The sequence below is a fragment of the Paenarthrobacter sp. PPS72 genome, from assembly GCF_048537125.1.
GTDB classification, from domain to species: domain Bacteria; phylum Actinomycetota; class Actinomycetes; order Actinomycetales; family Micrococcaceae; genus Arthrobacter; species Arthrobacter nitroguajacolicus_E.
Window position 1 is genome coordinate 144749 of sequence record NZ_JBLYIE010000019.1, and the last position, 13034, is coordinate 157782.

At 60.6% G+C, this 13034-nt stretch carries 11 protein-coding genes and 2 tRNA genes; 4 read left to right on the plus strand and 9 right to left on the minus strand.

The annotated features are described in order from the left end of the window. Positions 1-41: 41 nt before the first annotated feature. Both ACLRGI_RS09775 and ACLRGI_RS09780 read left to right on the plus strand, forming a co-directional pair. The gene (locus ACLRGI_RS09775) at positions 42-641 is read left to right on the plus strand and encodes a DNA-3-methyladenine glycosylase I (RefSeq protein ID WP_419201468.1); all 600 of its coding nucleotides are present in this window, start codon (positions 42-44) and stop codon (positions 639-641) included. Between the two features lie 732 nt (positions 642-1373). Further along, a complete protein-coding gene (locus ACLRGI_RS09780; RefSeq protein ID WP_419201540.1) occupies positions 1374-1985 on the plus strand; it encodes a GyrI-like domain-containing protein in 612 nt (203 codons plus the stop codon). 27 nt (positions 1986-2012) lie between these two features. Here the strand turns inward: ACLRGI_RS09780 and ACLRGI_RS09785 are convergent, their stop codons facing one another. Both ACLRGI_RS09785 and ACLRGI_RS09790 read right to left on the minus strand, forming a co-directional pair. Continuing rightward, on the minus strand, positions 2013-2867 hold the full coding sequence (locus ACLRGI_RS09785; protein WP_419201469.1) for a rhomboid family intramembrane serine protease: 855 nt from the start codon (positions 2865-2867) through the stop codon (positions 2013-2015). Positions 2868-2888: 21 nt separating this feature from the next. Further along, positions 2889-3431, minus strand: a complete 543-nt coding sequence (locus ACLRGI_RS09790) for a peptidylprolyl isomerase (RefSeq protein WP_011772794.1) — start codon at positions 3429-3431, stop codon at positions 2889-2891. A 154-nt stretch (positions 3432-3585) separates the two neighbouring features. On the opposite strand from ACLRGI_RS09790, the gene ACLRGI_RS09795 reads away from it, so the two are divergent. Together ACLRGI_RS09795 and ACLRGI_RS09800 are read left to right on the plus strand one after the other, a co-directional pair. After that, the gene (locus ACLRGI_RS09795; protein ID WP_419201470.1) at positions 3586-4578 is read left to right on the plus strand and encodes a hypothetical protein; all 993 of its coding nucleotides are present in this window, start codon (positions 3586-3588) and stop codon (positions 4576-4578) included. Between the two features lie 140 nt (positions 4579-4718). After that, positions 4719-5594 carry a glycosyltransferase family 2 protein gene (locus ACLRGI_RS09800; protein WP_419201471.1) on the plus strand — a complete coding sequence of 292 codons (876 nt, stop codon included), beginning with the start codon at positions 4719-4721 and terminating at the stop codon, positions 5592-5594. Between the two features lie 18 nt (positions 5595-5612). On the opposite strand, the gene ACLRGI_RS09805 is transcribed toward ACLRGI_RS09800, so the two are convergent. From ACLRGI_RS09805 to gyrB, 7 genes are all read right to left on the minus strand, one after another. After that, positions 5613-6521 (minus strand): DMT family transporter, encoded by a 909-nt coding sequence (locus ACLRGI_RS09805; RefSeq protein ID WP_419201472.1) that lies wholly within the window; start codon positions 6519-6521, stop codon positions 5613-5615. Positions 6522-6666: 145 nt separating this feature from the next. After that, a tRNA-Ala gene (locus tag ACLRGI_RS09810) sits at positions 6667-6742 on the minus strand. A 70-nt stretch (positions 6743-6812) separates the two neighbouring features. Next, positions 6813-6932 (minus strand): DLW-39 family protein, encoded by a 120-nt coding sequence (locus tag ACLRGI_RS09815; protein WP_209756626.1) that lies wholly within the window; start codon positions 6930-6932, stop codon positions 6813-6815. Between the two features lie 47 nt (positions 6933-6979). After that, positions 6980-7053: transfer RNA gene (locus ACLRGI_RS09820), tRNA-Ile, on the minus strand. Between the two features lie 113 nt (positions 7054-7166). Continuing rightward, positions 7167-7919, minus strand: a complete 753-nt coding sequence (locus tag ACLRGI_RS09825; RefSeq protein WP_419201473.1) for a DUF3566 domain-containing protein — start codon at positions 7917-7919, stop codon at positions 7167-7169. Then, positions 7916-10585 carry a DNA gyrase subunit A gene (gyrA, locus tag ACLRGI_RS09830; protein ID WP_419201474.1) on the minus strand — a complete coding sequence of 890 codons (2670 nt, stop codon included), beginning with the start codon at positions 10583-10585 and terminating at the stop codon, positions 7916-7918. The genes ACLRGI_RS09825 and gyrA overlap by 4 nt, the downstream gene beginning before the upstream one ends. A gap of 63 nt (positions 10586-10648) precedes the next feature. Further along, the gene (gyrB, locus tag ACLRGI_RS09835) at positions 10649-12727 is read right to left on the minus strand and encodes a DNA topoisomerase (ATP-hydrolyzing) subunit B (protein ID WP_419201475.1); all 2079 of its coding nucleotides are present in this window, start codon (positions 12725-12727) and stop codon (positions 10649-10651) included. Between the last annotated feature and the right edge of the window lie 307 nt (positions 12728-13034).

Below are 13034 nucleotides of genomic sequence, written 5' to 3' on the forward strand. Positions count from 1 at the left end.
CGTCCGGCCTCCTTAGAGGGTCGGCTACAGAGGAGCACGCATTGAGCCCGGATAACGGCACCATCGTTGGCGAGGATGGGTTGGCACGCCCGCTGTGGGCCGCTTCGGATCCACTCATGCAGGCCTATTACGACCATGAGTGGGGAATGCCCGTCCGCGATGAGCAGGGCATGTATGAGCGCATCAGCCTCGAAGCCTTCCAGGCCGGTCTTTCCTGGGCCACCATTCTTAGGAAACGGGATGCTTTCAGGAAGGCCTTCCTGGACTTCCACCCTGAGAGCGTCGCCGCTTTCAACGACGCCGACGTGGAGCGGCTCATGCTTGACGCCGGGATCGTCCGCAACAGGCTAAAGATCAATGCCGCCATCACCAATGCCAAGGCCACCATTGTCCTGCGCGAAGAGGGCGGATTGGTGGAATTCGTCTGGTCGTTCAAGCCGGACAATACGCCGGCGCCCCGTTCCATGGCGGACATCCCCACCACGTCGCCGGAGTCGGTCGCCTTGTCCAAGGCACTCAGGAAGAAGGGCTTCGCGTTCGTGGGCCCCACCACCATGTATGCCCTGATGGAAGCGGTGGGCATCATTGACACGCACTTGGTGAGCAGCCACCGTCGGGGGACATCAGGAGTTTGGACGTAGACACCAGGCCCGTCCCGCGCCGGACAGCGGGCGCTCGTCCATGCTTCCTGTCCACAGAAGTGCGTAACTTTATCCACAGGCGTGGATAACTTCTGTGGACATCCACATACCGAAGGCTTGAATCGGTGCCAGCCCGCGAACTTGGGACCGGAACCTCCACCACGTTGAGTTGTACCCATTGTGTACGACGCTGTGGATAGTGCCCCAAGCTTCACCCAGAGTTCAGCTTTCCGGGATTGCCGGATTTGCCAGGGGCCGTTTCGAAAGGCATCGGTCGCGGCTTCCTTGGTCCGAAGGTTCCTCGGCGCAGCCGTGAGGGCCGGAAACTTACCCACTTAACAACAACCCCCTACCCACAAGTTATCCACAGCTGGGGAAAAGGTGTGGGTTTCTCCTAGAGAATCCGCGGTTTAGAGGGCCTCAGGGCGCTTTCTCTCCACTGAACTACAGCCGTGTAAGTTATTAACACTGTTGATAAGCCTGTTGATACAGGTATCTCCACAGCGTCATTAACAGGTTTGTCCACATGCCGCACCAGAATGGCCAGTTTGTCCACATATCTACGCCTACCGGGGACAAAGTTATCCACAGGTGTGGAGAAATGCATACCTTTCCGGGGATATCTACCTCTTTGACGAGCGTCCGGACGGTTAAGGAGGATAACTACACAGGTGTAAGTTACGCACAGTGTGGATAACAGCTGTGGATAAGTACCCGGAGTACCGTGGTGCCATGAAGACCGACTTCAAGAAGCAGATCCCCAGCTACACGGCCAAGCACGGCCAGTTCTCGGTGATCACAGTCCCCACCCTGCAATTCCTGATGGTCGACGGTCACGGGGACCCCAACACTGCACAGTCCTACAAAGACGCGCTGACAACCCTGTATCCCGTTGCCTACAAGCTGAAGTTCTTCAGCAAAGGGGAGCTTGGCCAGGACTACACGGTGATGCCGCTCGAGGCTCTGTGGTGGTCGGATGACATGGATTCATTCACCAGTGCCAGGGACAAGTCACGTTGGGACTGGACGCTGCTGAACATGGTCCCCGACTGGATCACGCAGGAGCAGGTGGATACGGCTCGGGAAGCGGTGGCAAGGAAGGGGGACGCTCCACTGGTGGAAGCACTCCGCTTGGAGCCCCTCAAAGAAGGTTTGAGCGTGCAAACACTGCACATAGGTCCGTACGACGATGAGGGGCCAGTGCTCCAGGAGATGCACCACAAGTTCATACCTACGAGGTCGCTGTCCATGACCGGCAAGCACCATGAGATCTATCTAGGCGACCCACGTCGCACCGCGCCGGAGAAACTGAAAACCATCCTGCGACAACCGGTCAAAGAATGAAGGAAAAGGGGTTGGATGGCTGCGCAGCTAGCCAGCTGTAACGCGGAACCAGGTGACCACGGCCAAGAGGCAAGCCACCAGAACCAACCCACCGGTTTGCAGCAGCGCCTGGTTCTTGCCGCGAGGGGCATAGGCGATAGCGGCGGCGGCGAGTCCGCCAGTGATCAGGCCGCCCAGGTGCGCCTGCCACGCAATGCTGGGCACGAAGAAGCCGATGGCACCATTGATGGCGATCAAAACCCAGAGTTGCTTGGTTTCTCCACCCCGGTGGCGCTGCACAACGAGCATGGCACCGAAGAGACCGAAGATGGCGCCGGAAGCGCCTACTACCCCCACCAGGGGCAGGTCCGGGGTCAGCAGCAGGAAGCCCACTGAGCCACCGATTGCGGAAATCAGGTACACGGCGAGGAAACGGATCCGCCCGAGCAAAGGCTCAAGGGCCTGGCCGAAGATCCAGAGGGTGTACATGTTCAAAACGATATGGAGCAAGAAGCCCTGGGAATGCAGGAAAGCAGACGTCAGCATGCGCCAAGGCTCGTTGTCCGCAAAAATATTGGCGAACGCAAAGTTCTGGAAAACTGCGTCACCCGGTAGCAGCCACTGAAGGACATAAACCAAAGCACACAAGCCAATGATCACGTACGTCACCAAAGGCCGGCCCACGGCCAAGGCTCCGCCATACGGGGAGCGGTAGGCCGGCGTCGTACGTTTTTGTTCATTGACGCAGTCAACGCATTGGAATCCGACGGCGGCCGCCCGCTGGCAGTCGGGGCACGCAGGGCGCCCGCAGCGCTGGCACCGCACATAGGAGGGCCTGTCCGGGTGCCTGGGGCACACCGGGATATCAGCGGACGGCTCTGCCGACGGAATTCCGTAACTCATGGGCTCTGGTTTAGCGGTCTGCTAGAGCTGTTCGATGTCGATGCTGTTGATGACGACGTCTTCCACCGGGCGGTCACCCATGCCGGTTCGAACGGACTCGATTGCGTCCACAACCTTGCGTGATTCCTCGTCGGTTACCTCACCGAAGATGCTGTGCTTGCCGAACAGCCAGTCGGTGTTCACAGTGGTGATGAAGAACTGTGACCCGTTGGTGCCCTTGCCCATCTGGATGCCGGCGTTGGCCATAGCAAGCTTGTACGGAGCGTTGAAGGTCAGTTCCGGGTGGATTTCGTCGTCGAACTGGTAGCCGGGGCCACCCACGCCGCGTCCCAGGGGATCGCCTGCCTGGATCATGAAGTCCTTGATGATCCGGTGGAAGATGGTTCCGTTGTAAAGAGGGGTGCCGGTCTTGTCTTCGCCGGTTTCCGGGTGGTTCCAGGACTTTTCGCCCGTGGCCAGGCCAACGAAGTTGGCGACCGTCTTGGGGGCGTGGTTGCCGAAGAGGTCAACCTTGATGTCGCCGAGGCTCGTATGGATCGTTGCTTTTGCGGTTGCGATGGTCATGGGAACATTCTTCCATGCAGGGTCAACGCCCGTCCGGCTGTAAAGCCGGTTCCGCGCTCGGTGAAATCCGGGAAGAACTCCAACAGATGAATAGCCGGTGTTCCACAAGCCACGTAGGCTAGCAACAAACGAGCATGTGTATCGGGAGGTAGTTGTGAAGAAATCAGACCGTATTGCCCGCGAACTCGAACAATCAGTCACGGCCAGTGTGGATAACGCCCGGGACTGGGCTGCCCCACGCGTGGAAGCAGCTGTCAATTGGGCTGTTCCGCGTATCCAGCACGGCATTGACACCGCTTCCCCCAGGATCCAAGAGGGGCTGAAGTCCGCTGCGCACAACCTCGCAGACGGCGTTGCCGTTGTTACGCCGCGGATTCAGGACGGATTGGCGCACCTCGCGCCGAAGATCCATGACGTAGTTGAAGATGCCACGCCCAGGATCCAGGAAACGCTGAACAAGGCAACCCCTGCTCTTGGCCTCGCACGCGACAAGGTGGTGGTGGAGTATTTGCCGAAGCTCTCGGAGCAGTTGGGCCAGGCTTCCGTAGCCGTCCACCACGTCCTCGAGAACGCTCCTGCGCAGGTAGACGCCGTTGCCCAGCGGCTGGTTGATTCCGGCGTTGTGCACAGCGTCCAGGAGCAAGCACAGGCCACCGGTAAGCAGATCAAGGTAGTTACGGACCAGGCCAGCAAGGCGGTTTCCGCCGCGTTGGTGAAGGAACAGCCCAAGCCCAAAAAGCGTGGATGGTTGATCGTCACGGTTATTGCTGCCGCAGCTGCTGCCGGCGTTGCTGCCTGGAAGGCCTCCAAGCCTGTTGAGGATCCGTGGAAGACGCCTTCTCCGGTCACGCCAACGCCTGCTCCCGTTCCGTCAACGACTACAACTCCGGCTCCGGCCGACGCCTCTGTATCGGCCACAGCAGCAGCGGTTGCTGAGCCGACGGCTTCGGACCTCACGCCTGAGGAAGCCGCGGCTGAGGCCGAGCAGGCAACCAAGGACGCTTTCAAGAACGTTGAGGGATCCACTGAGAATGTGGCGACCGACGCAAAGACCGCCGTCAAGAACATTGCGGCCAGCCTGCATAAGGACTCTGAAAGCAAGAACACCGAAGGCAATGATTTCGACGCCAAAGGTACACAGAGCTAAACCCTGACATAGCCCTCAACAGGGCCCGCACGTCAATCATCTGAAGGGATCCCGGCATTCGCCGGGATCCCTTCAGTGTTTGCCCGCTTGTAACCGATGCCTCCATCGGACCCGGCGCCCCGGGTGTTAGATTTGAGGTGATGTCAGCCGATAGACCCCTTGCGGGTGCCCTCCAGGATGTCCCGGAACCTCCGGGAGTGTCCATCGTCATCCCGGCGTATAACGAGGAAAGCGTCATTCGCCAGTGCCTCATCGCGGCCATCTACCAGTCCGTTCCCGCTGACGAGATCATCGTGGTGGATAACCTGTCCACGGATCGCACGGCGAGGATTGTGCGCCAGATGCAGCAGGAATACCCCGAGAGCCCCATCATCCTCCTGCGGCAGGGAGACACCCAGGGGTTGATCCCCACGCGTAACTTCGGGCTGAACAACGCCACGAGCGACGTCGTGGGCCGCATTGATGCCGACTCAGTCCTTGAACCGGATTGGGTGGAACAGGTCCAAAAGGCGTTCATGGACCCGTCCGTAGCAGCAGCAACGGGTCCCGTGGTCTACTACGACATGCCCATGCGCCGGTTCGGCCTCAAAGCGGACGATAAGATGCGCCAGCTCATGCTCCGCCTGGCCAAGCACCAGTATCATTTCCTCTTCGGCTCCAACATGGCCCTTCGCCGCACGGCCTGGGAAACCATCCGCGATGAAGCCTGCTTGGACCCGAAGGACGAGATGCACGAGGATATTGACCTTTCCCTGCATCTGTTCGAGCACGACCTCAAAGTTCAGTACCTGCCTCAGATGGTGTCCGGGATGTCCGCCCGGCGGCTTGAGGACTCACCGCGCGACTACCGCTACTACGTCCAGCGTTTCGACAGGACGTACAAAGCCCATAACGTCAAGAAGATGGCCCTGAAGGCGCCCATGGTGGTGTTTTTCTCGGTCTACTTCCCGGCAAAGTTGCTGCGTGCCATCCATACGGCCAACTCCGCTCAGGGCGCCCGCCGCGGCGGTTTATAGAGGTACGACGGCGGCACCTCAGTCCGTGCCGAGCTCGGCTATGCGCGGTTCTTGTTCCGGCCGCCCACGCCACTGACCGGCGACAACCACTCCCAACCCCACAAGGATCAGCCCCAACCCCGCGTACGTGCCGCCCGGTAAGGTCTCGCGCAGGAAGATGGCTGCCAGGATGGCAGCACCAGGAATCTCCAGCAGAATGATCATGGACACCAACAACGGACTCATGGTGGCCAGTAAGTGGTTGAACGCCGTGTGCCCCACTAGTTGCGCACAAACGGTGATGGCAATAATGCCAAGCCAACCTACGGCGTCGAACCCTGTCAGCGGCTCGGCGCTGAACAATGCCAGCACGGCCACAATCGCCGCGCACATGCCGTAGCAGAGCGTCGTGTACGTTCCCGTCCCCATGGACTGGCGGGCTTTGCCGCCAGCCAGCGTGTAGAGGCCAGCGAGGGCGCCGCCGGCAAGCGCCAGGAGATCGCCCAGGAGCGCTTCCGGGGATGAACCCATATCGAACCCGGTAATGGCCACAACGCCGCCGAACGCTATCCCCAAGCCAACTAGGACCGGCCACCGGTGCCGCGTACCCCGGAATAACTGGAATACGGCTATCCACCCTGACTGCAGACAGACCAAGGCCGTAGCGGCAGCCACGGACGTCAGCTGAAGCGCGGTGATAAAGCATGCGAAGTGGAACGCAAGTGCCACGGCGGCCAGAGCGGACCAGCCAAATTCACGTCGCGTGATCTTCCCGAATGCCTTCGGCTCCCGGATGACCACGGGGCCTGCCATCACCACTGCACCGATGGCGTTGCGCCAGAATGCGATGGCCAATGCCGTCACTGAGGTGGCACCAAGCGTGCCGGCAATGAGCGGTCCTGAGGAGGCTACGCCCAGGACACCGAGCGCAGCAATAAGAAGGTTCACGGAACCACCCTAGTGTGGCCGAGCTTCCCTAACCGCCAAGCAGCAGAAGGCCTCTGAAAATGCCGAACGAATAATATGCCGCAGGATTCTCGATAAGACCGTCAAATGCAAAAGTCCCGGTCATTTCTGACCGGGACTTTTCTTATGGTGGAGGCACGGGGACTCGAACCCCGAACCCCCTGCTTGCAAAGCAGGTGCGCTACCAATTGCGCCATGCCCCCATAAGAAGCAACCCGTCAATCATACCCCATGTCCGGACTGGTATTTACCAATCCGCACCGGGCTCCTCGGCTAGTCCACCGTATCGGTTGACTTGCTCCAGACATCCTTCCGGGCCTCGGATTCCTGTGTCTTTTTATAGACCAGGACACCTGCGACTGCAGCTGCTACTACTACCAGCAACTTCTTCACAAGCACCTCATTCCGGTTCAGTTTTACCTGAACCTCTTTAGGTTCCGTGGGCGTACCAGGACTTGAACCTGGGACCTCTTCGTTATCAGCGAAGCGCTCTAACCGCCTGAGCTATACGCCCCGATGCCTCATCGGGCCGAGATATGACTGTACAGCACATCCCGGCCCGATCTCAAATCGAGGCATTTCCCCACGGGATTTCCGCCGATTTCGGCGGTTTTCCGGGGATTTTTCCTAGTCGTCGGTCAGGGTGACGCCAACGCCACCAACCAACGTTGCGGAAATGTTATACAGCACGGCCGAAAGCATGGACAGCGCGGTCAACAGAACCACGTTCACTACGGCAATGATGGTGGCAAAGGAAGCCACCTGGCCAAGCGAAGCAATCTTCTTCAGCTCGAATCCACTACCCTCGGAGCCCGCCAAGGTGCCAAGAAGGCTATCCACCTGGTTGAAGATGCCCGTGAGATCCAACACAGTCCACAGAACGATCGCTGCCACGACGGTGACGATGCCCAATGCAACAGACAACAGGAATGCCATCTTCAGTACTGACCACGGGTCCACCTTGCTGATGAGGAGGCGCGCGCGGCGAACCTTTGCCTTAGGGGCGGGCTTGACCAGTCCGGGGCCGCCCTGGGCAGCGGAGCCCGCAGGGCGTTGGGCAGCGGAGCCTGCAGGGCGCTGGCCGGGCTGAGCGGGACGCTGACCGGGAGCCCCGGCGGGACGCTGGGCGCCGGTGGCAGGACGCTGAGCACCAGTGGCGGGACGCTGGCCGGGTGCACCGGCGGGCCGTTGAGCCGAGTTGGTTCCGCCAGTGGGACGAGCTCCTGCCGCTCCGGCGTTGGACGAACCAGCACCGGCAGAACCGGCTCCGGGACGCTGCTGGGGCCTTGCAGGTGTTCCTGCCTGCGCGTTGCCCGAGGGCTGCCGGAGTCCGCCGGGGACACCTGTGCTCGGCTTGGGATATGAGTCGGAATTACTCACTCGTTACCTCCGGTATTGTCTTCGTTCAGCTCCGCGCCCGTTTCGATTTCCGGGTCTGCGTCGTTTTCCGTTTCGTGCGTCACGGCCGCCACGGAGGCGCCGTCGTTTGCAGCCAACGTTACGTCATCGTCGAGTCCATCCTCTGACTCTTCAACTTCCAAACCGCGTTCGCTGTTACGCGCAACCTCAATAATGCGGTCATTCTTGTCCGGCTTGGCAAAGATGACGCCCATGGTGTCGCGGCCCTTTGCGGGGACGCCAGTCACGGCCGAGCGGACTACCTTGCCACCCTCCATGACCACCAGGACTTCGTCTTCCTCCTGCACAATCAAGGCTCCAACAAGATCACCGCGGTCTTCTGCAAGCTTGGCCACCTTGATGCCCAAACCCCCACGACCCTGCAGCCTGTATTCGTCCACCGCGGTCCGCTTGGCATAACCGCCCTCGGTCACGATGAAGACGAATGAGCCGTCCTGGACCACATCTGCGGCAAGCAGTTCGTCGTCTTCACGGAACTTCATACCGGTCACACCGGACGTGGCCCGGCCCATGGGGCGCAAAGCATCATCGGTAGCTGTGAAGCGGATGGACTGGCCCTTGCGGGACACCAAAAGGAGGTCGTCAGTTTCGCTGACCAGCTGGGCCGAGACGAGCTCGTCCTCATCGCGCAGGTTGATTGCGATGACACCCGCCGTGCGGTTGGTGTCATAGTCCTCCAGGCGTGTCTTCTTCACCAGACCGTTCTTGGTGGCCAGCACCAGGTACGGAGCCTGCTGGTAATCCCTCAGGTCAAGGACCTGGGCGATGTGCTCGTCCGGCTGGAACGCCAGCAGGTTGGCAACGTGCTGGCCCTTGGCATCGCGCCCGGCTTCCGCCAGTTCGTACGCCTTTGCCCGGTACACGCGTCCAAGGTTGGTAAAGAACAGCAGCCAGTGGTGCGTAGTGGTCACGAAGAAGTGCTCCACCACGTCGTCGCCACGCAACTGTGCACCCTTGATGCCCTTACCGCCACGCTGCTGCGAGCGGTAGTTGTCACTGCGGGTGCGCTTTACGTAGCCACCACGGGTAATGGTGACAACCATTTCCTCTTCCGGGATCAGGTCCTCCATGGACATGTCGCCGTCGAAACCCATCAGGATGTGGGTGCGGCGGTCGTCACCGTGCTTGGCAACGATCTCGGCGAGTTCCTCGCTGATGATCTGGCGTTGCCGTTCCTCGGAGGCCAGGATCGAGTTGTATTCCTGGATCATCGCTTCGAGCTCGGAGTGGCGATCCTGGATCTTCTGACGCTCCAGGGCGGCCAAACGGCGCAGCTGCATGTCCAGGATGGCGCGGGCCTGGAGTTCGTCGATCTCCAGGAGCTCCATGAGGCCCTCGCGGGCCGCTTCGGTGGTGTTGGATGCGCGGATGAGGGCAATGACCTCGTCCAGCATGTCCAACGCCTTCAGGAGTGCGCGCAGAATGTGCGCTTCTTCCTCGGCCTTGCGCAAGCGGTAACGGGTCCTGCGTGCAATGACATCCATCTGGTGTGCAACCCAGTGACGGATGAAGGCATCCAGGCTCAGGGTGCGCGGAACACCGTCGACAATTGCCAGCATGTTCGCCGAGAAGTTGTCCTGCAGCTGAGTGTGCTTGTACAGGTTGTTCAGGACCACCTTGGCCACGGCATCGCGCTTGAGCACGATCACGAGGCGCTGGCCGGTACGGCCTGACGTCTCATCGCGAAGGTCCGCGATGCCCTGAATCTTGCCGTCCTTGACCAGTTCGGCAATCTTGATGGCCAGGTTATCCGGGTTGGCCTGGTAGGGAAGCTCGGTTACCACCAGGCACGTACGGCCTTGGAGTTCCTCCACATTGACCACGGCGCGCATGGTGATGGAGCCGCGGCCGGTCCGGTAAGCGTCCTCGATGCCCTTGTGTCCAAGGATGGTGGCACCCGTTGGGAAGTCGGGTCCCTTGATGCGCAGGAGCAGTGCCTCAAGGAGCTCTTCGCGCGTGGCCGTGGGGTTATCGAGGGCCCACTGCACGCCCTCGGCAACCTCGCGAAGGTTGTGCGGCGGAATATTGGTGGCCATGCCGACGGCGATGCCCGAGGAACCATTGACCAGCAGGTTGGGGAAACGCGCCGGCAGGATAGTGGGTTCCTGGTTCTTGCCGTCGTAGTTGTCCTGGAAATCGACGGTTTCCTCGTCGATGTCGCGGACCATTTCCATGGCCAGCTGGGCCATCTTGGTTTCGGTGTAACGCGGTGCAGCAGCGCCGTCGTTACCAGGCGAGCCGAAGTTGCCCTGGCCCAGCGCCAGCGGGTAGCGCATGGTCCAGTCCTGGATGAGGCGAACCAAGGCGTCGTAGATCGCCATGTCACCGTGGGGGTGGTACGTGCCCATGACGTCGCCCACAACGCGGGCACACTTGTTGAAGGAGCGGTCGGGGCGGTATCCGCCGTCGAACATTGCGTACAGAACGCGGCGGTGCACCGGCTTGAGGCCGTCACGGACATCCGGGAGGGCGCGTCCGACGATAACGGCCATGGCGTAGTCCAGGTAGGACCGCTGCATTTCCGTCTGCAGGTCCACCTGCTCCACACGGTCGGTCAGCACATCGCCCTCAAGGATGACGTCATCGGCGGTGGATTCCGCCGGGACTTCGGGAGTTTCGTCACTCATAATCTAAGGTTTCCGTTTCAGGTATATGTCAGTTCAGGAATATTCAGATGCCCTTGCGGACCCCTAGATATCGAGGAATCTGACGTCCTTGGCGTTCTGCTGAATGAAGTTACGGCGCGATTCGACGTCCTCGCCCATCAGGACTGAGAAGGTTTGATCGGCGGCAAGTGCATCATCCATTGTGACCTGCAGCAGCGTGCGACGATCCGGATCCATGGTGGTATCCCACAGCTCGGTGTAGTCCATCTCGCCGAGGCCCTTGTAGCGCTGGATGCCGTTGTCCTTGGGCAGCCGCTTGTTCATGGCGGCACCCTTGCGGATGGTTTCATCGCGTTCGCGGTCGCTGTAGACGTAATCGTGGGCGGCGTTGGACCACTTGATCCTGTACAGCGGCGGTTGTGCCAGGTACACGTAACCGTTCTCGATGAGCGGACGCATGTAGCGGAACAGCAGCGTCATCAGCAGGGTGGTGATGTGCTGGCCATCGACGTCGGCATCTGCCATCAGGACGATCTTGTGATAGCGGAGCTTGGCGATGTCGAAGTCTTCGCCAATGCCCGTTCCGAAGGCGGTGATCATGGACTGGACTTCGGCGTTACCCAAGGCCTTGTCCAGGCGGGCACGCTCCACGTTCAGGATCTTGCCACGCAGCGGCAGGATGGCCTGCGTTTCAGGGTTACGGCCGCGCTTGGCCGAGCCGCCTGCCGAGTCACCCTCCACGAGGTAGACCTCGCAACGTGAGGGATCCTTGGACGAGCAGTCTGAGAGCTTGCCGGGCATGCCGAATGATTCCAGCGGGCTCTTGCGCCGGGCGTTATCCCGGGCCTTGCGGGCTGCCATGCGTGCTTGCGCAGCGGAAATTGCCTTACGGATAACATCACGGGCGGGGCCGGGGTTGCGTTCCAGCCAGTCACCCAACTGGTCCGTGACAACGCGCTGGACGAAGCCTTTTACCTCGGAGTTGCCCAGCTTGGTCTTGGTCTGGCCTTCGAACTGCGGCTCGGAAAGCTTCACGGAGATGACGGCAGTCAAACCTTCGCGGATGTCATCACCGGTAAGGTTGTCTTCCTTTTCCTTGATGATGCTCTTCTCCCGCGCATAGCGGTTGATGAGCGAGGTCATCGCGGCGCGGAAGCCTTCTTCGTGCGTACCACCCTCATGGGTGTTGATCGTGTTCGCATACGTGTGGACACTTTCCGAGTAGGCGGTGGTCCACTGCATGGCAACCTCGACGGCGATGTGCCGCTCAGTGTCTTCGGTTTCGAAAGCGATGACGTCCTCGTGGACGATTTCAACCTTCTTGCTCGAGTTCAGGTGCTTGACGTAGTCCAGCAGGCCGTCCGGGTATTCGTAGACGACTGTGCGGTGCTCAGCTGCGACTTCGCCTTCAGTTGCCACGGCATCCAGATCGAGGTCGTCACCTCCGTCACGGTTGACCGGACGCTCATCCGTCAGCGTGATCCGGAGGCCCTTGTTGAGGAAGGCCATCTGCTGGAAACGTGCACGCAGCGTCTCGAAGTCAAACTCTGTGGACTCGAAGATGGTGCCGTCCGGGTAGAACGTCTGGGACGTCCCCGTAACGTCGGTAGCCTCACCCTTGACGAGTTCGCCCTGCGGCTTGCCGCCGTCGGCGAAAGTCATGCGCCATACGTGGCCTTGGCGGCGGACTTCCGTGTCAACTCGGCGCGACAGGGCGTTAACCACGGAAATACCCACACCGTGAAGACCACCGGAAACGGCATAGCCGCCGCCCCCGAACTTGCCGCCGGCGTGCAGGATGGTCATGACCACTTCAACAGTGGGCTTGCCCTCGGTCGGGTGGATGTCCACGGGGATGCCGCGGCCATCGTCCACGACCCGGACCCCGCCATCAGCACGGAGCGTAATTTCGATGTGGCTGCAGTAACCAGCCAAGGCCTCGTCAACGGAGTTGTCCACCACTTCGTAGACCAAGTGGTGCAGGCCGCGGGGACCGGTTGAGCCGATGTACATGCCGGGGCGTTTGCGCACGGCTTCGAGACCCTCCAGCACGGTAATGTCGCTGGCACCGTACTCCCTGGGCGCCTCAGCGGGCGTGTCGGGCTTGGGAACAGTCTCCTCTTCGGGCTCTACTGCCAAGGTCTCTGCATTGTCGTTAGCCACAGGCGCTTTCGACTCCTCTGTACTCGATGTCGGCCGTTCCCGGAGCTGCCCACGGCGAACCGCGGCCGCCAACGGGCACGTGACTGATTGCGCCGATTACTCCGACGACGGGATCCCCTAGGCCACAAGAGTGGATTCAGGACCCGACGACGTTTCACCGGCGCTCAGTGATCTACGCCAATTCTATCGTGGAAACGCGTGAATCCTTGCAAATACGGGGGCAGCCGAGAGCTGAATATGGCCGTAGGAGGCCGCTGGCCCTATCTTCAATGGCCCTGCGGTGGTCCCGACGGGGGTCCATACGACT

What these genes read in the sequence shown, in the direction of transcription:
- ACLRGI_RS09780 (WP_419201540.1), top strand. Translation starts at nt 1,374, where the DNA reads ATGAAGACCGACTTCAAGAAGCAGATCCCCAGCTACACGGCCAAGCAC.
- ACLRGI_RS09785 (WP_419201469.1), bottom strand. Translation starts at nt 2,867, where the DNA reads ATGAGTTACGGAATTCCGTCGGCAGAGCCGTCCGCTGATATCCCGGTG.
- ACLRGI_RS09790 (WP_011772794.1), bottom strand. Translation starts at nt 3,431, where the DNA reads ATGACCATCGCAACCGCAAAAGCAACGATCCATACGAGCCTCGGCGAC.
- ACLRGI_RS09800 (WP_419201471.1), top strand. Translation starts at nt 4,719, where the DNA reads ATGTCAGCCGATAGACCCCTTGCGGGTGCCCTCCAGGATGTCCCGGAA.
- gyrA (WP_419201474.1), bottom strand. Translation starts at nt 10,585, where the DNA reads ATGAGTGACGAAACTCCCGAAGTCCCGGCGGAATCCACCGCCGATGAC.